This window comes from Lautropia mirabilis (genome assembly GCF_900637555.1).
Lineage (GTDB): Bacteria > Pseudomonadota > Gammaproteobacteria > Burkholderiales > Burkholderiaceae_E > Lautropia > Lautropia mirabilis.
Map to the genome: position 1 here is coordinate 595,807 of NZ_LR134378.1, position 22,372 is coordinate 618,178.

The 22,372-nt window shown below is 65.6% G+C and carries 19 protein-coding genes and 1 pseudogene; 12 read left to right on the plus strand and 8 right to left on the minus strand.

Annotated elements, in window-relative coordinates; all coding sequences use genetic code 11:
* The first annotated feature begins 56 nt into the window (after positions 1-56).
* Both EL249_RS02405 and EL249_RS13830 read left to right on the plus strand, forming a co-directional pair.
* Positions 57-647: an NAD(P)H-dependent oxidoreductase gene (locus EL249_RS02405; protein ID WP_005674572.1), complete on the plus strand. Its 591-nt coding sequence runs from the start codon at positions 57-59 to the stop codon at positions 645-647.
* A 217-nt stretch (positions 648-864) separates the two neighbouring features.
* Positions 865-1,063, plus strand: a pseudogene (locus tag EL249_RS13830) (transposase); the annotation flags it as partial.
* Positions 1,064-1,512: 449 nt separating this feature from the next.
* On the opposite strand, the gene EL249_RS02410 reads toward EL249_RS13830, so the two are convergent.
* Positions 1,513-2,067 carry a MarR family winged helix-turn-helix transcriptional regulator gene (locus EL249_RS02410; RefSeq protein ID WP_126348056.1) on the minus strand — a complete coding sequence of 185 codons (555 nt, stop codon included), beginning with the start codon at positions 2,065-2,067 and terminating at the stop codon, positions 1,513-1,515.
* Between the two features lie 153 nt (positions 2,068-2,220).
* Here EL249_RS02410 and EL249_RS02415 point away from each other — a divergent pair, with 153 nt between their 5' ends.
* Positions 2,221-3,129 carry an EamA family transporter gene (locus EL249_RS02415; RefSeq protein ID WP_050781955.1) on the plus strand — a complete coding sequence of 303 codons (909 nt, stop codon included), beginning with the start codon at positions 2,221-2,223 and terminating at the stop codon, positions 3,127-3,129.
* Between the two features lie 63 nt (positions 3,130-3,192).
* Here EL249_RS02415 and metH read toward each other — a convergent pair whose 3' ends face one another.
* Positions 3,193-6,975 (minus strand): methionine synthase, encoded by a 3,783-nt coding sequence (metH, locus tag EL249_RS02420; RefSeq protein ID WP_005674567.1) that lies wholly within the window; start codon positions 6,973-6,975, stop codon positions 3,193-3,195.
* 285 nt (positions 6,976-7,260) lie between these two features.
* Here metH and EL249_RS02425 point away from each other — a divergent pair, with 285 nt between their 5' ends.
* From EL249_RS02425 to EL249_RS13705, 3 genes are read left to right on the plus strand one after another with little or no spacing between them, the layout of a single operon-like run.
* On the plus strand, positions 7,261-7,959 hold the full coding sequence (locus tag EL249_RS02425) for a fumarylacetoacetate hydrolase family protein (protein ID WP_005674566.1): 699 nt from the start codon (positions 7,261-7,263) through the stop codon (positions 7,957-7,959).
* A gap of 38 nt (positions 7,960-7,997) precedes the next feature.
* Positions 7,998-8,414: a rhodanese-like domain-containing protein gene (locus EL249_RS02430; RefSeq protein WP_005674565.1), complete on the plus strand. Its 417-nt coding sequence runs from the start codon at positions 7,998-8,000 to the stop codon at positions 8,412-8,414.
* Positions 8,414-9,367, plus strand: coding sequence for a uroporphyrinogen-III C-methyltransferase (locus EL249_RS13705; RefSeq protein WP_005674563.1), 954 nt, complete (start codon positions 8,414-8,416; stop codon positions 9,365-9,367). Before EL249_RS02430 ends, EL249_RS13705 begins: the two co-directional genes overlap by 1 nt.
* A 143-nt stretch (positions 9,368-9,510) precedes the next feature.
* Here the strand turns inward: EL249_RS13705 and EL249_RS02440 are convergent, their stop codons facing one another.
* The 3 genes from EL249_RS02440 to EL249_RS02450 are packed head-to-tail and all read right to left on the minus strand — an operon-like array spanning position 9,511 to position 12,315.
* Positions 9,511-10,653, minus strand: coding sequence for a metal ABC transporter solute-binding protein, Zn/Mn family (locus EL249_RS02440; protein ID WP_005674562.1), 1,143 nt, complete (start codon positions 10,651-10,653; stop codon positions 9,511-9,513).
* Entirely contained in the window at positions 10,650-11,525 is an 876-nt protein-coding gene (locus tag EL249_RS02445; protein WP_005674561.1) for a metal ABC transporter permease, read from the minus strand. The genes EL249_RS02440 and EL249_RS02445 overlap by 4 nt, the downstream gene beginning before the upstream one ends.
* Positions 11,518-12,315 (minus strand): metal ABC transporter ATP-binding protein, encoded by a 798-nt coding sequence (locus EL249_RS02450; protein WP_005674560.1) that lies wholly within the window; start codon positions 12,313-12,315, stop codon positions 11,518-11,520. The genes EL249_RS02445 and EL249_RS02450 overlap by 8 nt, the downstream gene beginning before the upstream one ends.
* 403 nt (positions 12,316-12,718) lie before the next feature.
* Between EL249_RS02450 and EL249_RS02455 the strand changes: the two genes are divergently transcribed.
* The 5 genes from EL249_RS02455 (at position 12,719) to EL249_RS02475 (ending at position 18,146) form a co-directional block, all read left to right on the plus strand.
* Positions 12,719-13,483, plus strand: a complete 765-nt coding sequence (locus EL249_RS02455) for a ZrgA family zinc uptake protein (protein WP_005674558.1) — start codon at positions 12,719-12,721, stop codon at positions 13,481-13,483.
* A gap of 108 nt (positions 13,484-13,591) precedes the next feature.
* Positions 13,592-14,326 (plus strand): ATP-binding cassette domain-containing protein, encoded by a 735-nt coding sequence (locus tag EL249_RS02460; protein WP_005674557.1) that lies wholly within the window; start codon positions 13,592-13,594, stop codon positions 14,324-14,326.
* 1 nt (position 14,327) lies between these two features.
* Positions 14,328-15,620, plus strand: coding sequence for an ABC transporter permease (locus EL249_RS02465; protein WP_005674556.1), 1,293 nt, complete (start codon positions 14,328-14,330; stop codon positions 15,618-15,620).
* A gap of 220 nt (positions 15,621-15,840) precedes the next feature.
* Positions 15,841-16,875, plus strand: coding sequence for a DUF3299 domain-containing protein (locus EL249_RS02470; protein ID WP_169311697.1), 1,035 nt, complete (start codon positions 15,841-15,843; stop codon positions 16,873-16,875).
* A gap of 260 nt (positions 16,876-17,135) precedes the next feature.
* Positions 17,136-18,146 carry a 2-keto-4-pentenoate hydratase gene (locus EL249_RS02475; RefSeq protein ID WP_005674554.1) on the plus strand — a complete coding sequence of 337 codons (1,011 nt, stop codon included), beginning with the start codon at positions 17,136-17,138 and terminating at the stop codon, positions 18,144-18,146.
* On the opposite strand, the gene EL249_RS02480 is transcribed toward EL249_RS02475, so the two are convergent.
* Together EL249_RS02480 and EL249_RS02485 are read right to left on the minus strand one after the other, a co-directional pair.
* Positions 18,133-18,606, minus strand: a complete 474-nt coding sequence (locus tag EL249_RS02480; protein ID WP_005674553.1) for a hypothetical protein — start codon at positions 18,604-18,606, stop codon at positions 18,133-18,135. The two genes, EL249_RS02475 and EL249_RS02480, sit on opposite strands and share 14 nt — an antisense overlap.
* A 193-nt stretch (positions 18,607-18,799) precedes the next feature.
* On the minus strand, positions 18,800-20,215 hold the full coding sequence (locus tag EL249_RS02485; protein WP_005674552.1) for a sodium:proton antiporter: 1,416 nt from the start codon (positions 20,213-20,215) through the stop codon (positions 18,800-18,802).
* A gap of 127 nt (positions 20,216-20,342) precedes the next feature.
* Between EL249_RS02485 and EL249_RS02490 the strand changes: the two genes are divergently transcribed.
* On the plus strand, positions 20,343-21,737 hold the full coding sequence (locus EL249_RS02490; protein WP_005674551.1) for a lyase family protein: 1,395 nt from the start codon (positions 20,343-20,345) through the stop codon (positions 21,735-21,737).
* A 132-nt stretch (positions 21,738-21,869) separates the two neighbouring features.
* Here the strand turns inward: EL249_RS02490 and EL249_RS02495 are convergent, their stop codons facing one another.
* Positions 21,870-22,121, minus strand: coding sequence for a BTH_I0359 family protein (locus EL249_RS02495; protein ID WP_005674549.1), 252 nt, complete (start codon positions 22,119-22,121; stop codon positions 21,870-21,872).
* Positions 22,122-22,372: the final 251 nt, after the last annotated feature.

Sequence of the window (22,372 nt, forward strand, 5' to 3'; positions counted from 1 at the left end):
GCATGAAGGATAAACGGACAATGGCGTGTTTTCAACACGACTTCTGAGGAATCCGCATGAACATTCTGTTGATTGATGGCGGACAGGCCTTCCGTTTCACCGAAGGCCGTCTGAACCACACACTGCACCAGACCGCCCGAGAGACGCTGACGGCACTCGGCCACACGATGAAGGAAACCGTGATTGAGCAGGGCTACGACACCGTTGCCGAGGTGGAGAAATGGCTGTGGATGGATGCGGTTGTCTGGCAGATGCCGGGATGGTGGATGGGCGAGCCGTGGACGGTGAAAAAATATGTTGACGAAGTGTTCAGCGAAGGTGTTGGCGAAAACAAGCTGGTTGCCAACGATGGTCGCCACCGTGTCAACCCGACGGTGGGTTACGGGACGGGTGGACTGCTGCACGGCAAGAAGCACATGATTTCATCCACCTGGAATGCGCCGATCGAGGCGTTCACCCGAGAAGGCGACTTCTTTGAGGGCGCAGGAGTGGACGGCGTGCACTTCCATTTCCACAAGGCCAACGAGTTCCTCGGCACCACGCGGCTGCCCACGTTCACCTGCAACGATGTGGTGAAGAATCCGCAGGTCGAGCGCTACCTGTCCGACTATCGCGCGCACCTGGAGAAGGTGTTCGGCAAGGCGTAGCCGCGGGGCGGGAATAATGGAAAAGCAGCCTGAAAACCTTGGAAGAGGAGGTTCAGGCTGCTTTGCACAGACAGGAAGAGATGGCTCTGGGTGATGCGCGCTACCAGGGCGTGGAAAGGCGGCCGGAGAATGCGCACGAGGATGTGAGCTGTGGAGATCTGCTTCAGGAGATCGAGCGCCAGACGATTTCGCAACGTAAGCCGACAGGATGGACGAAAGTGTACCGAGGCCAGACAGCACGAAAGGAGGTCGGCCGCAGTACCTGACGGAGACGATGGTGCAGATACGGGTTCTGAAGCGACTGTACAACCTGTCGGACGAGTAGATGGAGTACCGCTGCTCGGCAGGATGAGCTGCAAAAGCGCTTCTGTGGCTTGGACAATACATTGAGGAGGGTACCGCACAGGAGGACAATCCGGCTCAAAGTGCCCTGTTGTCTACGGTTGACAGTACATCTCAATCCAGTGTGACCTTTGATGCGATGGCTCCGATCGCTACAAGCCGGGCCAAGCATCATGATGGCCTCAATAACATCACGGAACAAAGCGAATGCTCGGAATTCAAATGGGGCCTGCAAATGTCCGTCCGATCGAACAATGGTCCGAAGTCTGACGGCACAGCCGGGCGCTCAACGACAGCACGACAGACTGATCATCACCAGGGAGTCCATCGGACACCGGCAATGAGCTGGCGTTCGATGAAGCGCCCATATTCGGTATCGGACGCGCCGTTCATCAATGACGCATACGCAAATTCTGGCCATCGACGAGGATGGCATCCTGAAAACCGATTGCCGAGCGCATCTGGAGAAGGTTTTCGGCAGGGCGTAGCAGCGGGGCGCAAGCCATGGGCATCCACGGTACTTTCATGTCGGTGAAGAACGCGCCTCCAATACCTTCATCAGCACCTTCAGCCCATCTTCCAGCTGCTGCCGGGTACGTGGCGGCAGCTGATCCAGGATCATGCCTTCGTTTTCGACATGGGGCAGCACGGCCTTCTCGATCAGCGCCTTGCCCCGGGGCGTGAGTTGCACCAGCTGGCTGCGGGCGTCCTCCGGGTTGGACAGGCGCTGAATCAGGCCCTTTTCTTCCAGGCGCTGCAGGCGGTTGGTCATGGTGCCGGACGTGACCATCAGCGACTCGAACAATGCCGTGGGCGTGAGGTAGTAGGGCTTGCCGGCCCGGCGTAGCGTGGCCAGCACGTCAAATGAGGCCGCGTTCAGCCCATGCTCGGCAAATACGGTGTCCAGCCGAGCCTGCAGCAGTGCCGTGCAGCGCTTCAGGCGGCCAAACAGGATCATGTTGTCGGATTCGAGTCCGGGCATTTCCCGCTGCCATTGGGCAACGATGTGATCCACGGCATCGGGGGCAGGATCTGCGAGCGGCGCCTGAAACTGGCCTTGTACCTTGGCGTTGGACATGAGGAAAAGCCTGGACATTGCTAAGCAGCGGAAAAGTATAGCGACCATCGGACACTAATCCCGATCCGGTCAGCCATTTACCTTGACATCAAGATAATTTGCAGCATAGGATGTCGTTCATCCTTTGACAGCATCCATCTGCACGTGCCCACCATGAACGACACACACCAGGGAAGTCCGATCATGGTGATCCTGGCCACGGCGCTGGCCCCGCTCATCTGGGGCAGCACCTATCTGGTCACGACCGAATTCCTGCCCCCTGGGCGCCCCTTCACCGCCGCGCTGCTGCGCGTGCTTCCGGCCGGATTGCTGCTGCTGGCCTGGACACGGGAATGGCCACGCTGGCGGGACATGGGGTGGCTGCTGATGCTGTCCATCCTGAACATCGCCTTATTTCAGGCCATGCTGTTCGTGTCGGCCTATCGGTTGCCGGGCGGGCTGGCTGCCATCCTCAATTCCACGCAGACGCTGATGGTCCTGGTGCTGACGTGGTGGGTGGGCAGAAAGCAGCCACCGATCATGGCATGGGCCTCGGCCGCACTGGGGGTGCTGGGCATCGTGCTGCTGGTGTATTCGCCGAAGGCACATTTCGACACGCTGGGCATCATCGCTGCCCTGGCCGGATCGGCCTCCATGGCTACGGGCATCTTCTTCTCGGCACGCTTTCAGCACGGGCTGTCGGTCCTGGCCTACACCGGCTGGCAGCTGCTGCTGGGTGGGCTATGCCTGCTGCCGGTGGTGCTGGTTCTGGAACCCTGGCCCGAGCACTTCACGGCAGCCAACGTGGGCGGTTATCTGTACCTGTGCCTGGTGGGCGCGGTGCTGGCCTACGTGCTGTATTTCCGGGGCATCAGCCGGCTTCCGCCCGCCATCGTGTCGTCGCTCGGTCCCCTCAGCCCCGTGTGTGCCTTCGTGCTGGGCTGGGTGTTCCTGAACGAGCAGCTGGGCGGCCGTGCCCTGGCCGGCTTCGTGCTGGTGCTGCTGTCCATCATCGGCGTGCAGCGGGCGATGATGCCCAGGACAGGAACAACCTCGACATCCCTGTCCCGCCACGACAGCTGATTTCCGTGGTCACGAAGATCTGACGAACGACGGGGCCAAATACGGCCGCCCCGTCCTGAACGCTCAGCCCAGCAGCGGTGCCAGTGCCCTGCGCACCTCGGCCTCGTCGCGGCCCGAGCGGCGGATGAAGTCCTGCAGCTGGTCCTCGTCGATGTTGCCGATGCCGAAGTATTCGGAATGCGGGTGCGAGAAGTAGAAGCCCGAGACGCTGGCGGCCGGCCACATGGCAAGTGCCTCGGTGACGTGCATGCCGATCTCCTGGCAGTCCATCAGCTCGAACATCTCTTTCTTGATGGTGTGCTCGGGGCAGGACGGATAGCCGGGTGCCGGACGGATGCCGGTATAGGCTTCGGCGATGAGTTCGTCGTTGGTGAACTTCTCGTCAGAAGCATAGCCCCACAGGTCCTTGCGCACGCGCTCGTGCAGGGCTTCGGCAAAGGCTTCGGCCAGGCGGTCGGCGATGCTCTTGAAGGCGATGGCGTTGTAGTCGTCCAGCGCCGCCATGTATTCGGCTTCCTTCTTGTCGGCACCGATGCCGGCCGTGACGGCAAACATGCCGATGTAGTCCTGAATGCCGCTGGGCTTGCCGTCGATGAACTTGGGCGCGATGTAGTCGGCCAGGGACTTGTTGGGGATGCCTTCACGCTTGGCGTTCTGCTGACGCAGGTTGCGCCAGGTCATGGCCACCTGGGTGCGCGAGTCGTCGGTGTAGATCTCGATGTCGTCGTCGTTGATGGTGTTGGCCGGCAGGAACATCACGACGCCGTTGGCGGTGAGCCAGCGGTTGTCGATGATCTTCTTCAACATGGCCTTGCCGTCGGCGTAGACCTTGCGAGCCTCTTCACCCACCACGGCGTCGTCGAGAATGTCCGGGAACTTGCCGGCCAGGTCCCAGGTCTGGAAGAACGGGCCCCAGTCGATGTATTCGGCCAGCTTGGACAGATCCTGGTTCTTGAAGGTTCGGCGACCAATGAACTTGGGCCGGGGCGGCACGTAGGTGCTCCAGTCGGTCTGCTCGCGGTTGGCGCGGGCATCGGCCAGCGGAATGAAGTTGGGGCCTTTCTTCTTGCCGTGCAGGTTGCGCACGCGGTCGTATTCGCTGTGCAGGTCGGCCAGGAAGCCTTCGCGCTGCTCTTCGGACACGAGCGCCTGGGCCACGGGCACGGAACGTGATGCATCGGGCACGTAGACGACCGGACCGGAATAGTTGGGGGCAATCTTGACGGCAGTGTGCACGCGCGACGTGGTGGCGCCACCGATCAGCAGCGGAATCTTGCGCGAACGAAAGTATTCGTCACGCTCCATCTCGCCGGCCACGAAGGCCATTTCTTCCAGCGACGGGGTGATGAGGCCGGACAGGCCGATGAGGTCGGCGCCGGTCTCGCGGGCCTTTTCGAGGATCTGGGCGCAGGGCACCATCACGCCCATGTTGACGACCTCGAAGTTGTTGCATTCGAGCACGACGGAGACGATGTTCTTGCCGATGTCGTGCACGTCCCCCTTGACGGTGGCGATGACGATCTTGCCGCGCGAGCGCACGTCGCCACCGGCTGCCGCCAAGGCAGCCTTCTCGGCCTCGATGAAGGGCAGCAGGTGGGCCACGGCCTGTTTCATGACGCGGGCGGACTTGACCACCTGCGGCAGGAACATCTTGCCTTCGCCGAACAGGTCACCGACGACGTTCATGCCGGCCATCAGCGGACCTTCGATGACCTCGATGGGGCGGCCGCCACGCGCGGCGATTTCCTGGCGGATCTCTTCGGTGTCCTCGACGATGTACTGGGTGATGCCATGCACCATGGCGTGCGTGATGCGTTCCTGCACGCTGCCCTTGCGCCAGGCCTGATCGGCTTCCTTCTTGCCGCCGTCGTCCTTCAGGGTCTGGGCGATCTCGATGAGCCGCTCGGTGGCGGTCAGTTCACGCTCGGGGGCATCGACGGGCAGGTCATCGGGGAAGACGGGCTTGCGATTGAGCACCACGTCCTCGATGCGGTTGCGCAGTTCCAGCGGCACTTCGTCGTAGACGCCCATCATGCCGGCGTTGACGATACCCATGGTGAGGCCGGCCTTGATGGCGTGATAGAGGAAGACCGTGTGGATGGCCTCACGCGCGGGATTGTTGCCGCGGAACGAGAAGGAGACGTTGGAGACGCCACCCGAGATGCGGGCATGCGGCAGGTTGTCGTGGATCCACTGGCAGGCACGGATGAAGTCGTTGCCGTATTCGTCGTGCTCCTCGATGCCGGTGGCGACCGCGAAGATGTTGGGATCGAAGATGATGTCTTCGGGCGGGAAGCCCACTTCGTTCACCAGCAGGTCGTAGGCGCGCTTGCAGATCTCGATCTTGCGCTGGAAGGTGTCGGCCTGGCCCTGTTCGTCAAAGGCCATGACGACGGCGGCCGCACCATAGCGGCGCACCAGGCGAGCCTGGTGCAGGAACTTTTCTTCGCCTTCCTTCAGCGAGATGGAGTTGACCACCGCCTTGCCCTGCACACAGCGCAGACCGGCCTCGATGACCTCCCACTTGGAGCTGTCGATCATGATGGGCACGCGGGCGATGTCGGGTTCGCTGGCGATGAGGTTCAGGAAGCGCGGCATGGCCTTCATCGCGTCCAGCATGGCTTCATCCATGTTGACGTCGATGATCTGCGCGCCGTTCTCGACCTGCTGGCGGGCGACCTGCAGGGCCTCGTCGTACTGCTCGTTGAGGATCATCCGCGCAAACGCCTTGGAACCGGTGACGTTGGTGCGCTCGCCAACGTTGACGAAGAGCGAGTCCTCGTCGATGTTGAAGGGCTCCAGGCCGGAAAGGCGGGTAGCGACGGGGATGACGGGCGGCACGCGCGGGGTGAGCGGACGCACGGCCTCGGCAATGGCGCGGATGTGGGCAGGCGTGGTGCCGCAGCAGCCACCGGCGATGTTGACGAGGTTGGCCTGCGCGAATTCCTTCAGCAGGGCGGAGGTGATGTCGGGGGTCTCGTCGAAGCCCGTCTCGGCCATGGGGTTGGGTAGGCCGGCGTTGGGGTAGACACAGACGAAGGTGTCGGCCTTGCGGGCCAGCTCCTCGATGTAGGGCCGCATGAGCGCCGCCCCCAGGGCGCAGTTCAGCCCGATGGTGAGCGGCTTGGCATGGCGCACCGAGTTCCAGAAGGCCTCGACGGTCTGGCCCGACAGGATGCGGCCGGAGGCGTCGGTGACGGTGCCGGAGATCATGACCGGGATGCGCGGCAGGCCCTGGGCGCTGCGCTCTTCGGCCAGTTCATCCAGCGCGAACAGCGCAGCCTTGGCGTTGAGGGTGTCGAAGATGGTCTCGACCAGGAACACGTCGGCTCCGCCTTCGGCCAGGCCACGGGCCTGTTCCAGGTAGGCGGCACGCAGTTCCTCGAAGGTGATGTTGCGCGCGGCCGGGTCGTTCACGTCCGGCGAGATGGAGGCGGTCTTGGGCTGGGGGCCCAGGGCGCCGGCCACGAAGCGGGGACGTTCGGGCGTGCTGTACTTGTCGGCCGCGGCCCGGGCCAGCCGTGCCGAGGCGACGTTCATCTCGTAGGCTAGTTCCGGCAGGTGGTAGTCGGCCTGGGCAACGGCCGTGGCGCCGAAGGTGTTGGTCTCGATGAGGTCGGCACCGGCCTCCAGGTACTTCTCGTGGATTTCCTGGATGATGTCGGGCCGGGTGAGCGAGAGCAGCTCGTTGTTGCCCTTCACGTCGTGGGCATGGTCGCGGAAGCGCTCGCCGCGGTAGTCGTCCTCGCCCAGCTTGTACTGCTGGATCATGGTGCCCATGGCACCGTCCAGGATCAGGATGCGTTCCTTGAGCAGTTCGCGCAGCCGGGTCTCGACCGGGCCCATGGCGGGCGTGTTCCGGCGGGCAGGGGCAGAGGCGGCAGGGGCGTTTTCTTGGCTCATGGCTTGGAACGTACTTTGAGGAGTCAACCCAGCATTCTAGGGGCGAATGGCCACATGGGCCACGAGGGCGGCCGGCGCAGCGGATGTGGCCGCCTGATGCATGGCACGGATCTGCCGTGCCCGGCTGCGGTGCTTTCCTCATATGAAGGCATGATTCGTGGATGACAACCACGGGGCCGGCTCTGGGATAATGAGGGCCGTTTTCAATACATCATTCGGAAAAGCCTCATGTCGTCGTATGTCTTTGCACCTGCCCGCACCGTGAGCCTGCCGGTGCACGGGGTTGCACAGCGGTTTCCGGTCAATCGGGTGTTCTGCGTGGCGCAGAACTATGCGCAGCATGCCGTGGAGATGGGGTCCAGCGGTCGCGAGGACCCCTTCTTCTTCATGAAGCCCGCCAGTTCGGTGGTGCCGGTGGCCGCCGGGACAGTGCTGCCGGTGCCCTACCCCTCGGGCACGCAGTCGCTGCACCACGAAGTGGAGCTGGTGGTGGCCCTGGGCCGTTGCGGCTCGAATGTCGATCCGGCCCGGGCCGAGGAACTCATCTACGGCTATGCGGTGGGTCTGGACCTGACGCGGCGCGACCTGCAGACGGCGCTGAAGGCGAAGGGTCGCCCCTGGGAGATCGCCAAGGGCTTCGAGGCCTCGGGGCCGGTGGGGGCCATCATGCCGCGCGAACAGGTGGGCACGCTGGTGCACGGCGGCATCCGGCTGTCGGTGGATGGCGAGGAGCGCCAGTCGGGCGATCTGGATCAGATGATCTGGAACGTGAACGAAATCATCAGTCACCTGTCGCGGCACTGGTCGCTGGTGGCCGGGGACATCGTGTTCACCGGCACGCCGGCCGGTGTGGGGGCGGTGGTGCGCGGCAACCATCTGCAGGGATCGATCGACGGTCTGGACGGGATCCAGGTCGAGCTGGTCTGACCGGCCGGAAACAGCCAGACATTTTTCAGGAGCAGGACATGACGAGTTCCAACCCCCAGGCCGGTGCCTACGCCGGTGACATTTCCCCGGCCGATGCCTGGGCGCTGGTGCAGGCGGGCGAGGCGCTGCTGGTGGATGTGCGCACGCCCGAAGAGCACAAATGGGTGGGTCGGGTACCCGGGGCCATTCCGGTGCCCTGGCTGATCGACAACGGTCAGCGGCAGAACCCCGACTTTCTGGCGCAGCTGGCCCAGGTGGCCAAACCCGACCAGAAGGTGGTGCTGCTGTGCCGCAGCGGTGTGCGCAGTGTGGCAGCGGCCACGGCCGGAGCGCAGGCGGGGTTCACCAACCTGTGGAACATCGTGGGGGGTTTCGAGGGGCGACTGGACGAGAAGCGGCAGCGCAACCACGTGGAAGGCTGGCGGTTTGCCGGCCTGCCGTGGGAGCAGAGCTGATGGCCGACGGCGTTCCGGTCTCCCGGGGAACGGTGCAGGCACCCAATCCTTCTGTCAACACGGGCACTGGCCTGTCCGGTGACAGGACATCCGGCCTGGGGCCGGGCCGGGTGGTGCTGGTGGGCGCGGGGCCGGGCGATGTGGAGCTTCTGACCTGCAAGGCGGCACGGCTGATCGGCGAGGCCGACTGGCTGGTGCATGATGCGCTGGTGCAGCCGGAGGTGCTGGCGCTGGCCAGGCGGGCCCGGATCATCGCGGTGGGCAAGCGTGCCGGCAATCCCAGTGCGCGGCAGTCGTCCATCAACCAGATCCTGCTGGACTGTGCGCAGCGCGGCGGTCTGACGGTGCGTCTGAAGGGGGGAGATCCGCTGATCTTCGCACGGGCCCAGGAAGAGCTGGATGTGCTGCACGCAGCCGGGGTGCCGGTGGAGGTGGTCCCGGGCATCAGCTCGGCGCAGGCGGCGCATGCGGCGCTGGCGATGCCGATGACCGAGCGCGGGCGGCGACGGGCGCTGGTGCTGGCCACGCCCCAGGTGCATGCATCGGATCAGCGCAATACGGCAGCACTGCCGCTGCCCGTGACGCCGCCCCCGGTGGATCTGCACCAGGCGGCTGCTCCGGTGCCGCCCTCGCGCCGGAAGGTCCTGTCTGCAGCCGAGATCGTGGCGGATCCGGAGCTGCGTCGCTGGGCCGAGGCCATCGTGGCGGCCGGCAGCGGTACGCTGTACATGGCGGCCACGGTTTCGGACCAGGTGCGCGACACGCTGCTGGCGCTGGGCATGCCGCCCGAGACGCCCACGCTGTGGATGGTGGATGTGTCACTGCCCGACCAGGCCATGGTGCCGGGCGTGCTGGGCTCGCTGCAGCCGCCACCGGCGGCCCTGAAGGGCAAGCCGGCGCTGCTGCTGGTAGGCGTGGTGCCCCCTGACGTGCGCCGGACCGAAGCGCCCTGAGCGAGGGACCCTGGCCGACGGGCCCGAATGGGGGTGTGCTGACGGTTTTCTGACTGACCGGGACACCCGCGTGGCACGCGGGGTCCGGGTTCGGTCTGTAGACGTGATGCCGACCGCTCGGGCCGGATCACGAAAGCAGGTGCTTACTTCTTCGACAGGGCCTGGGTGATGGCGCGGGTGTTGTATCGCATCATGCTCAGGTAGTCGGCGGCCGGGCCGTTGGCCGGCGACAGCGAATCGGCATACAGCTCGCCGATGGTGACATTCTTCAGTTCGGAGGCCATGCGCTTGAGCAGGCGCGGGTCGCTGTTGTTCTCGAAGAAGAAGGCCTGCACGTTCTGCTGGCGTGCCTGGCGGATGAGGTTGGCCACCACGGCGGCAGACGGCTCCTCTTCGGTCGAGATGCCCACGGGGGCCATGAAGGTAATGTGATAGGCACGGCCGTAGTAGCCGAAGGCCGCATGCGAGACCATCACGCGGCGGCGGTCGGTCGGCGTGGCATCGACAGCCTTATGGATCTCCTGGTCCAGCTCCAGCAGTTTCTGATCGTAGGCGCGGGCACGCTCTCGGAAGCCCGCGCAGTCGGCCGGCGCGGCCTGGCACAGGCCTTCGGCGATATTGGCCACATAGTGACGAACGTTCAGTGCGTCCTGCCAGGCGTGGGGATCCAGGCCGCCATGGTGATGGTGATGATGGCCATGCGATGCTTCGTCGTGGTCATGGTCGGCATGGCTGTGGCCATGGGGGCCGTCCTCGTCATGGTCATGACCGTGCGGGCCGTCATGATCGTGGTCGTGGCCATGCGGGCCATCGTGGTCATGATCATCTTCGTCGGCATCATCACCATGGTGGTGGTGATCGTCCGTGGCCTTCATGGCCTGCAGGCCCCGAGCGGCCTCGACGACCGGCCCCTTGTAGCCACTGGAACCGATCAGGCGGGGCATCCAGCCCTCGAAACCCAGGCCGTTGACAACGACCAGGCTGGCGCCGGACAGCTGGCGCACCTGGGCAGGCCCCGGCTGGAAGACGTGAGTGTCACCGCCGGCCTTGACCAGGCTCTCGACAGCCACGCGATCACCCCCGACCTGCTTCACCAGGTCAGCCAGGATGCTGAAGCTGGCGACGACGGGCAGTGGCCGGGAGGACGGGGCGGCATCCGTCTGGCCGGCGGTGGCGGCAACGCCATGGGCCGCCTGGGCAGGGCCGGCGGCCAGCAGCGCCGTGGCCAGGGCGGCTGCAGCCAGCGCCACCGGGCGGGAAAGGAAGGAGGGGATGCGGGTGTTCATGTTTCGTAGTGTCTCCGTGGGCGATTCTTCCTGCGTAGCACGCCGGTGGGCGCCAGCAGCAATGACAGGCAGTACATCAGGCCCAGGGTCAGCACGATGGTGGGACCGGTAGGCCATTCGTAGTGATAGGAAACCAGCAGGCCACTGACGCCGGCCAGCAAGGCGAGCCCAGCCGCCAGGACCAGCAGGCCGTTGACGGTGCGGGCCCAGAAGCGGGCTGCGGCCGCCGGCAGCACCAGCAGGCCGATGGACATCAGCGTGCCCAGGGCGTGGAAGCCCGCCACCAGGTTGATGACCAGCAGGCCCATGAAACCGAAGTGCGCAATGCTGCCCCAGGGACTCTTTCGGGGCAGCAGGTTGGCATCGACGCACTCGAAGACCAGCGGGCGGTAGAGCACGGCCAGGCCCAGCAGGCTCACGCTGGCAATGACGCCGATCAGCAGCAGGGTGTCGTCATCGAGCGCCAGCACGGACCCGAACAGGACGTGCAGCAGGTCGACCTGGTTGCCGTAGGTGGAGACGATGACCACACCCAGCGACAGGGACATGAGATAGAAGGCCGCCAGACTGCTGTCCTCGGACTGTCGGCCACTGCGGGCGACGAGGGTGGAGGCTGCCGCCACCAGCAGGCCGCTGATGATGCCGCCCAGGGTCATGGCGGGCAGCGACAGGCCGGCGATGAGGTAGGCGATGGCCGCCCCGGGCAGGATGGCGTGCGCCATGGCGTCGCCGGTGAGACTCATGCGACGCAGCATGAGGAAGACCCCCACCGGTGCAGCGCCCAGCGACAGGGCCAGACAGCCGGCCAGGGCGCGGCGCATGAAGCCGAATTCGATGAAGGGGCCGATGAGCCCGTCCCACAACTCAGACACGTGGCATGGCGTTGTCCGCCCCTCGGTGAACGGCCGATGCAGCGGCCGGGATGGCGGTGGGCCCCTCGCACCAGCGCGTGCTGGGCTGGCGGGCTGCCACCGAACGATCGACGGCACGCTGCCAGTTCTCTGGCGTGAGCACCTCGGCCGTGGGACCGACGGCGATCATCTCGCGCGCCAGCAGCAGGGTGTGCGGGAACCACTGGCGGACGATGTCCTGCTCATGCAGCGCAGCGACGATGGTGACGCCCTGCGCGTGCCAGCGGGCCAGCAGGTCCAGCAGCACCTGCTGGGTGGTGACATCGATACCCACGAAGGGTTCGTCAAGCACGACCAGCTGGGCATCCTGCAGGATGAGCTGCGCAAAGCGCACCCGCTGGAATTCGCCGCCCGAGAGCGCGCTGATCACGCGGCCGGCATAGCCGCGCAGACCCACCATCTCCAGGGCCTGGGCCACCCGTGCCGCGCCCTGGCGGCCCAGGCGACCAAAGGCGCCGCACTGGTGCCACAGGCCCGAAGCCACCATGTCCTGCACGGTGATGGGGAACTGCCGGTCGGTCTGGTTGATCTGCGGCAGACAGGCCACGCGCACCCGGTCGGGATCGGGCAGCGTCACCTGCCCTTCCAGCGAGAGCTGCTCGCCGATGAGCAGCTTGAGAAAGGTGCTCTTGCCGGCACCGTTGGGGCCAACCACAGCCAGCATGTCGCCGGCCGAGATCTGCAGCTGCAGGTGGTGGATGGCCGGGTGCCGGTCATAGCCGACGGTGACGTTCTGCAGGGAGACCAGCACGGGTGCTGCCTCGCTGGCGGCATCCGGCCGCGCACACGGGGTGGCAGCGTGGCCGGGTTCCCCGGAAGCATGGCCAGCCGCCCCATGGGCCGGCGCGTGCGCCCCGGCATCTGACCTGGCCTGGCAGGTATCGGTCCGGTTCATTGCAGCGCCCACCGGATGACCAGCCACAGCAGGACCGTGAGGGCCACGGCCAGCAGCAGCCGTGCACCGATGCCCCACCAGACGGCCGACAGCCGTGGCAGGGACGTGGTATTTTGAGATAAGGCGGCAGGGTAGGCTGCCGTGCCAGCGGACGCAGCCGGTGGCGTCGACGCAGGATATGCGTGGGGGTGGCCGGAATCCATGACTTAATGCTAATGACTTATCATTAGCGAGGCAAATTCCCCATGAGGAGATCCTGATGAAACATGCTTCGGAACATTCCCTTCCCCTTCGGGCCGCCCAGGCCGGACGACCGGGAGTTTCCGGACGCCACGCGCTGCGGCTGGCCGTGGCTGGCGCCCTGCTGACGGCGGCAGCCTCGGCCGGTGCGCACCATGCGCCCGGGCACGACGACGACCATCACCACCATCATGGACACAAGCAGGGCCATGTGCACCAGCACGGCCTGGGCACGCTGGACATCAGCCAGCAGGGCGAGACGCTGACGGTGAGCTTCCGCTCGCCGCTGGACAGCCTGATCGGCTTCGAGACCGAGCCGGCCAACGACCAGCAGCGCGCACAGGCCAAGGCCCTGCTGGACCAGCTGCAGGACGCTGCCAGCGTGGTGCAGGTCCCGGCAGCAGCCCAGTGTGCGCAGCAGCCCCCGGTCATCAACGCGCCCACGCTGCTGGATGACGATGACGAGGTGGATGACCACGACGATCACGACCACGATGCCGGCGACCATGACGACCACGACGGCGGGCATGACGGCGACGACCATGACCACGATCACGACCACGCTGCAGACAAGGACGAACATGCACATGGCCACCATGCCGACCTGGCCGTGACCTACACGTTCACTTGCAAGCAGCCGGCCGCCATCGACACGCTGAAAGTCACGGCCTTCGGCAGCTGGCCACGCCTCAAGCACATTGATGCGGCCGTGGTGAACGACCAGGGCCAGCAGGCACAGCGACTGGAAGCCGGCGAGGCGGTGATCCGCTGGAAGGCGTCCTGATTCCGGCCTGATCCAGCCCCGGACGCGGCAGCCCGGACAACGCGCCGGCTGCCCGACCGGGCCAGCCGGTCGGCATCGCGGCTACCATCATCGGCTTTCGCATGCGCCATGCCTTTCACGACGGACATGCACGATACCTCTGCACCGAATGCGGCCACGCCCGTGCTGCTGGCCGAAGACCTGAGCTTTACCTGGCCGGGCAGCGCCACGGCCTGCCTGGACATCCACCGCCTGGCACTGAATGCCGGCGAGCACGTGCTGCTGCTGGGTCCCAGCGGCGGCGGCAAGAGCACGCTGCTGGGCCTGCTGGGCGGGGTGCTGCAGCCCACCCGGGGCCAGGTCCGATTGCTGGGCCACAGTCTGTCGGACTGTGGCGCGGCCGAGCGCGACCGGCTGCGGGCCGACCACATCGGGTTCATCTTCCAGCAGTTCAACCTGGTGCCGTACCTGAGCCTGGAAGACAACGTGCTGCTGCCCTGCCACTTCTCGGCCATCCGCCGCAAACGGGCCGGATCGCAACCGCGCCAGACGGCACGTCAGCTGCTGGCCGCGCTGGAGCTGCCCGAATCGGCCTGGTCGCGGCCGGTGACGGGGCTGTCGGTAGGCCAGCAGCAGCGGGCCGCCGTGGCGCGCGCCCTGATCGGCAGCCCCGAGCTGCTGATCGCCGATGAACCGACCTCGGCCCTGGACAGTCAGAACCGCAACCGGCTGCTGTCGCTGCTGATGGCGCAGCTGGAAAGCAGCGGCGCAACCTTGCTGGTCGTGAGCCATGACGAGCAGCTGCGGCCGTATTTCGGGCGCATCCTGCAGATGGACGACATCAACACGGCGGAGGCGGCCTGACATGTCTGCGCTTTCCTTCACGCTGGCACGACTGGGCACGCTGGTGCGGCTGGCCTTTCGCAGCGCCGGCAACCGGCGCGTCAATTTCTGGCTGACCCTGGTGTCGATCGCGCTGTCCACCTGCCTGCTGCTGACGGTGCAGCGTGGCCAGCAGGCCATCCACGACAGCTTCACCCGCGCTGTTTCAGGCACCGACCTGATCGTGGGGGCACGCACGAGCCCGCTGCAGCTGATGCTGTATGCGGTCTTCCGGCTGGGCGACCCCACCCACGAGATCAGCTGGGAGGCCTATGAGCGGGTGCGCCGCAACCGCCTGGTGGCCTGGACGATTCCCATCGCGCTGGGGGATTCGCACCGCGGCTTTCCAGTGCTGGGCACCGATGCCGCCTATTTCGAGCATTTCCGCTACGGGGCACGCGAACGCCTGCAACTGGCCCAGGGCAAGCCCTTCGAGCAGATCTTCGACGTGGTGCTGGGCGCCGAGGTGGCCCGCAGGCTGGGCTACCGGCTGGGAGATCGCCTGACGCTCACGCATGGCACGGGTGACGCACCCGGCATCGAGCACGCCGACAAGCCCTTCCAGGTAAGCGGCATCCTGGCGCCCACGGGCACACCGGTGGACCGTACGCTGCACATCAGCCTGGACGCCATGACGGCCATCCACCTGAACTGGCAGGCGGGCGCACCCATTCCGGGCATCAACATCCCGGCCGACAAGGTGAAGGCCTTCGACCTGAAGCCTGAATTCATCACGGCGGCCCTGGTGGGCCTGAAGTCCCGCGCGGGCGTCTTCAACCTGCAGCGCGACATCAATGCCGACGAGGACGAGGCGCTGCTGGCCGTGCTGCCGGCCGTGGCGCTGAATCAGCTCTGGCGGCTGCTGGACATCGTGACCCGCACGCTGTCGGCGCTGTCGGCGCTGGTGCTGGTGCTGAGCCTGTGCAACCTGGTCACCGCGCTGCTGGCCAGCCTGGAGCAGCGTCAGCGCGAGCTGGCCATCCTGCGTGCCGTGGGTGCCCGCCCGCTGGACCTGCTGTTCCTGCTGGTGCAGGAAGGCATGCTGCTGACGGTGGGCGGCGCGCTGCTGGGCCACGTGCTGCTGACCGTGGGTTCGCTGCTGGCCGCGCCGCTGCTGCTGAACCAGTGGGGCATCGTCTGGCCCGTGACCCGCTTTGCCGCCGACGAGCTGTGGCTGCTGGCGCTGGTTGCGGTGGCAGGCCCCATCACGGCACTGTGGCCCGCCTGGCGTGCCAGCCAGCGGGCGCTGGCCGACGGGCTGACGCCCCGGCTCTGAAGGGGGCGCGAATCACGCGCCGCCGCTCTCGGGTGGGAACCAGATCCGGGCTGTCTTTTTCAAGGGCCCCCTTCTTCAAAGGCCGTCCGCTTCAAAGGCAGTCCGCCACTTCGCGTTTCCTGCCCAAGCGCCCAGGTCATGTATGCTGACAGACGGGTCCGAGCGTTGGACCGTCTTTGTCCCGCCCTGCTCACCTGCCATGCACCTGCCTGCCGATTCGATGTCCCAGTCCATCATTCATCCTGCAACCACGCCGGCAACCATACGGCAGGCGATGACCCGCCCCCGGATGGCGCCGGACAACCAGGGTGACGTGAGCGGCAATGCCGCTCCCCTGGGCTGCCGAAAACCTGCAGGCTTAAGGCCTGCTCTGACTGCACTGCTGCTGGCCGCCATGGTTGCGCCCCTGGGCGCCTGGGCCGCAGACGGCCAGCCGGCTGAAGGTACGACCACGCCTCCGTCGGCCAGCGCAACGACCGATTCCAATACCGGAAACAGTGATGCCATCCGCCCAGGCAGCGGCGGGGGTAACACGGGTGTCGGCGGCACGGATAGCCAGGCCAGCACCGACATCCAGAACAGTCAGGGCCAAGGGCGCTTCGTGCTGGGCGAGGAGCTGCCCAAGGCGCGGGCCCGCAACCAGGCAGGGGCCGGCAGCACCACGGCAGGAGACGGTTCGGGCCAGAAGCAGCCCGCAGCGGATGGCGAAAGACGTGCTCAGGACGGGAAGGATCAGGGCCAGGCCAGCAGCAGTGGTGCCGATGCCCAGGGCTATCGGCCAATGGACTGGGAGGTGCTGATTCCCAAGGACTGGGAGCCCCTGCGCGATTTCAAGTCGCTGAACTTCAACGGCATGTCCGACAGCGACCCGCGCGCCATTGCCGCCCTGCGCAAGCTGCAGAAGGCCTGGAAGAACGCACCGCTCAATCCGGCCATCCAGAACGAGAAGATCGTCATCTCGGGCTTCATCGTGCCGCTGGACAGCAGCGATTCCAGCACCATCGAGGAATTCCTGCTGGTGCCCTACTTCGGGGCCTGCATCCACGTGCCGCCGCCCCCTTCCAACCAGGTCATCCATGTAGTGCCCGCTCAGCCGCTGAAGGGCTTCCAGATGATGGATCCGGTCACGGTGACGGGGGATCTGAGCCCTTCCCGGATCGACACGCCCTACGGCAGTGCAGGCTACGAGATGCAGGCAAAGACGGTGGCCCCCTACGAGGATCCGGAAGAGGCCCCTTCACCTGCCCATCCGTGACAGGCCGGGGTTCGACACCGCCCGCACGGGCCGGACACGGTGTCGTCCGCCTTTCAGGTGTACCAGCTTTGATACGGCCGTAACCTTTACCGAAACCCTCCGTATCACACACCCGATAACATTCAGGGTAGAAGTGCATCTTTCCGGATCAGCAGGCACCCGGCAGGCCGCTCACGTCGGCCAGGCGGGCGTGGACCCGCGCCTGTGGGCATTCATCCGGCTGCGTGCATCCAGAACCTTCCCCTCAACGGAGAACACCGATGTCTGCCTCCCGCCGTTCCTTCTGCCTGATCCCGGGTGTGCTGGCCCTGATGCTTTCCGGTTGCGCCAGCCTGTCGGAACCTGTCCAGCAGCCGCCTCAGACCGCAGGCATGAGCGTGCCAAGCCCGGCAGCCGAACGCGAGAAGGCCGAGGCCGAGCGCGAGGCCGTGGAGTATCAGACCCAGGTGGCCCAGATGCGGATTGCCGGCAATTTCTGTGCCGATGAACGCAAGCTGACCGAATATGCCTATCTCTACCTGAAGCGCCAGCCCTTGCCACTGCCGCCGCGGGCGCTGTCGATGGAGCAGGCGCGATGCGCCAGCCGCACCTTCCTGAAGGGCATCATCCCGTCAGCGGGACGCATCGTCGGCTACAAGTCCGAGCAGATGCCCATGATCGGCGAGGATGGTCAGCAGAAGATGGTGGCGGTGCGCGGCAACCTGCTGGAACGGATGCTGCTGCCTAACGGCGTGGCACTGTCGGCCAGCCGCTACGCCACCCAGCCGCGCATGGAAGCCGACATGGTGGTGGTGGTGCGCAGCGCCGCCATCCATGACGCGCAGACCCCGCGCGAGGTACTGGCCAGCCTGTCGGCCATCATCCCGTTCATCGAGCTGCCTGATCTGGCCTATCAGGACTACGCTCAGATGAACGCGGCAGACGCCACGGTGGTCAATGCCAACGCCCGCTTCGGCGTGCTGGGCACCCCCATCCCCATCAACGTGGATCAGGAGATGGTGGACCAGCTGGCCGAGATGACGGTGCGACTGACGGACAAGGATGGCAACGAGCTGGAAGCCGTCAAGGGCAGCAGCCTGCAGGGCAACCCGCTCAATGCCGTGCTGTGGCAGATCCAGGACCTGGAAAAGGCCGGCATCCGCCTGCGCCCTGGCGACATCCTGTCACTGGGTGCCTTCGGCAAGCGCTTCACGCCCGAAGCCGGCAAGAGCTACCGGATGAGCTACGAAGGCCTGCCGGGCAACCCGTCGGTCATCGTCAATTTCCGCTGAACTTCGCCAGGCGGACATCGATGGCATCCAGATCCGCCTGCGCCTTGTCCAGCTGGCGGTCGTAGTCCGCCTGCAGGCCACGCATCTGCTCGAGCATGGCCTGATTCTTCTTCTCGTTGAACGTGGGGTCCCCGCCGCGCGAGGCGGCCAGGCGGGCCAGTGACAGGCGATTCAGTTCCGAATCACGCTTGGCACGCAGGTGCAGCACCATGCGCTGCTGCTGGCGACGCTCGACCAGCAGGGCGTCGTGCTCGGCATTGCCGGTGTCGGGCTTGGGATCACGCGCGATGATGTCCCTGCCATCGCTCTCTTTCAGGGTAGTCGCGCCTTGAACCGTCGTGGCGGTCATGGCCGCACTGGAAGCCTTGGCCACAGGTGCGCTCTCGGCAGCCGGCTGCGTGGCAGCCCAGGTCGGCACGGAAAGCATCAGCGAGGAAAGAAGCAGGACACGTTTGATCATGGTCTCACCACGGTGAAAGGATCCGCCGCGGGACGTGTCCGGAATGGACCGGGGTGGCCGAGGAGGCCCGGCCCCGTTCGTGCAGGGAGCCGTTCAGCCAGGGCACACGCCGTCGCGCAGGCGGCATGCGCCGAGTCTAGCGCCCGCGTGCGCGACGGGATGTGCCGCTTTTCTCGGACCGGTCAAGATCGTGTCAGCGGAAGCTGATGAGCGAGACCAGCAGGAAGATGGGCAGCAGGAAGGTGAGCGACCAGAACAGGTAGGCGAAGAAGCTCGGCATGCGAATGCCGCGATCTTCGGCGATGGCCTTGACCATCAGGTTGGGCGCGTTGCCGATGTAGGTGTTGGCCCCCATGAACACGGCACCGGCCGAGACGGCCATCAGCACCGGAGCCATCTCGTTCATCAGCACCTGCGGGTTGCCGCCGGCGGTGTTGAAGAACACCAGGTAGGTGGGCGCGTTGTCCAGGAAGGAGCTGAGCAGCCCGGTGGCCCAGAAATACATGATGGGGATGGGCTCGCCATCGGCGTTGTTGACGGCATGCACGACGCTGGCAAATGCCCCCTCGGTACCCGCCTGGAGCATGGCAATGACCGGGATGATGGTCAGGAAGATGCCGGCGAACAGCTTGGCCACTTCCTCCATGGGCGCCCAGGAGAACTGGTTGTCGGCGTGGATGGAAGCCGGGGTAATGCGCAGCGAGACGATGATGACCGCCAGCAGCCCCAGGTCACGCAGCAGGCCGGGCAGCGTGACTTCGGCGCCATAGACATCGAACGAGATCCCGGGTTTCCAGAGCCCGCTCATCAGGACCAGCCCAACCACCACGCCCAGCAACAGGACATTGGCCCAGCCCTGCAGCCCCAGGGGTTGCGCATCCGACACGGATTCGCGAGGCAGCACACCTTCCTTGCGGTACATCCAGCTGTCGAGCAGGAAGAACATGGCCAGCAGCAGCACCGACACCAGCAGCATGTCCCAGAACAGGTAGCGCATGGTCCAGCTGAACTCGACCCCCTGCAGGAAGCCCAGAAAGAGCGGAGGATCGCCCAGCGGGGTGAGCAGGCCGCCGATGTTGGACACCAGGAAGATGAAGAAGACGATGACGTGGGCCTGGTGGCGGCGATTGTCGTTGGCGCGAATGAGTGGCCGGATGAGCAGCATGGAGGCACCCGTGGTGCCCATGAAGCTGGCGATGGACGTGCCCAGCGCCAGCAATCCGGTATTGAGGATGGGGCGGCCACGCAATGTGCCACTGATGTGGATGCCGCCCGCGCAGGTAAAGAGGGCCGTGAGCAGCAGGATGAAGGGGATGTATTCACCCACGGCGGCATGCACGAGCCCATGCAGGGCGGCGCCGAAACCATGGATGAAGGCAAACGGCACCAGGAACGCCAGGGCCCAGCCCGCAGCGACCTTGCCGTAGTGATGGTGCCAGAACAGGGGCGAGATCAGCGGCATCAGGGCGATGGACAGCAGGATGCCGGCAAAGGGGATGCCCCAGTACAGGGACAGGCTGGCGCCATCGAGCGTCTCGGAAGAGGCCCAGGCAGGTGAGGCGGACAGGAGGAGAAGTAACAGCAGCAGACTGTTTCTGGAGGATTTCATGCGTGAAGGTCATACCCCGGTTGAGGTACACAATACACTTTGCTTTGGCATAAGCCAACACTGTCGGTTTGCCGACGTGGGCAGCAATGGTATTTTGCATGGGCCCTCCCGGCCCTTCCGTCATCCCATGTTCGAACGCATCTTCGCCCCCGCCTCGATCGATTCCCTGTTTTCGGACACCGCCATGCTGGCGGCCATGGCCCGCTTCGAGAACGGCCTGGCGCAGGCCCAGGCCTCGGTGGGCATGATTCCCGACGAGGCTGCCCGCGCCATCGGCATGGCCTGCCACGAACTGGGTGACCCGGCCGCCAGCGATGGTGCCAGCCACGACATTGCCCAGGGGCGCTTCGACCCGGCGCGGCTATACCCGGCTGCCCGCGTGGCCGGCACGCTGGCCATCCCCTTTCTGAAGGCACTGTCCGAATCGATCGGCACACGCTCGCCGGATGCGGTGCGTCACCTCAACCATGGCGCCAGCCACCAGGACCTGATGGACTCGGCACTGGCCATGCAGTGCAAGGAGGCCGGGCGGCGCCTGCAGGACATGCTGGAGCGGGTGGGCGCGGCCATCGTGCGACTCATCGAGGAGAACCAGGACACCCTGCTGATGAGCCGGCATCGGCTGCAGCCAGCCTCGCCCATCTACCTGGCGTGGAAGCTGGCCGGATGGCTGGATCCCCTGCAGCGCAGCCGACGCCACCTGCGTGCTGCGCTGCTGGATGTGGCCGTGCTGCAGTTTGGCGGGCCGGATGGCACGCTCTCCTCGCAAGGACCACAGACCGAACGCAGCCTGGCGGTGGCGCAGCGACTGGCTGACGCCCTGGGCCTGATGATGCCGGCCGCCTCGTGGCACACGACGCGCGACCGCTTCGTGCGGCTGGGCACCGAGCTGGCCATGCTGTGCGGGACGCTGGGCAAGATCGGGCAGGACATCGCACTGCTCACGCAGGCCGAGATCGGCGAGCTGCACGACGACGAGGCGGGTCGGCAAGGGCCGGCCGCCCTGCTGTGGCGCCCGCAGACGCCTGTGACCACGCAGCTGATGCGCGAGGCGGCCCAGCGTGCCCCGGGCCTGGCAGCCATCGTGCTGGGGGCCATGGACATCGAGCACGAAGGTGGGATGAGTCAGTGGCAATCCAGCTGGCACACGCTTCAACAGCTGTTTGGCGCCGCCGCCAGCAGCCTGGCTGCCGCCGAGGAACTTCTGGGCCGGCTGCAGATCGATCACGAGGTGATGGAGGCCAACATTGCCCGTCAGCACGAACAGAGCCTGCCGGCCACGCTGGTGCAGGCACTGGCCCCCAGGCTGGGCAAGGATGAAGCCCAGACGCTGATGGCGGAGCTGCTCGAGAGCGCCCACAAGAACGGCCTGTCATTGCGCCAGGCCCTGGGACGGGACGCACGCATCTCGTCGGTCATGAATCTGGGCGACCTGGAAAGACTGTTCGACCCCGCCGGCAATCCCGGCGCCACGGGGACGATGGTCAGCCAGATCGTGGAGGCCTGGCGTTCAGGGCGCTGAAGACCGATACGCCCAGCTCCGGACCCCACATCCGGGAAGCACCCCGGGAAGTCCGTGAACATGATTCTGAATGTTGAATGCAATATTCAGACATCGCGGGTCTGGAGACCGCCTGGCCGCGCTGTCCTTTGCTCAATGCATCAGCAGCGGCTGGTGCATGATGCCCTCGAACCCGGACAGGAAATGGTCGACTTCCTCGATGCTGGGCTCGGCGGCGATCAGCATCGAGACATCCTGCCGGAACTTGTCGGCCATCAGGCCGCCTATGAAGATTTCCCGCCGAGCCGCCTTGTCCATGATTTCATAACCACGGCAGATCCGGTCGGGCTGCTCGCCGTTGAACTCGACGATGCAGTAATTCGGGCTGTTGTAGATCATGTTCATCGTGTTGACTTCCCCAAACGACGGAAGCCAGTTTTGGGCATGGCGGCACTTTGCCACAGCAGCCCCCGATGATCGTTCCACCGCCTCCGATGAGCGTAGGCGTGCACGTGGGCCCAACCCCGATCACAGGGGTCATGTGGCCGAAACGGCGGCCGGTCCGGGAAGGCGCCGTCCGTTCTCCCGGGACGGGCCTGTGTGGCCAATCCCTGACGTTGTCGTCTCCCTGTCGGCCCCGGGATCCGGTCCTGAAA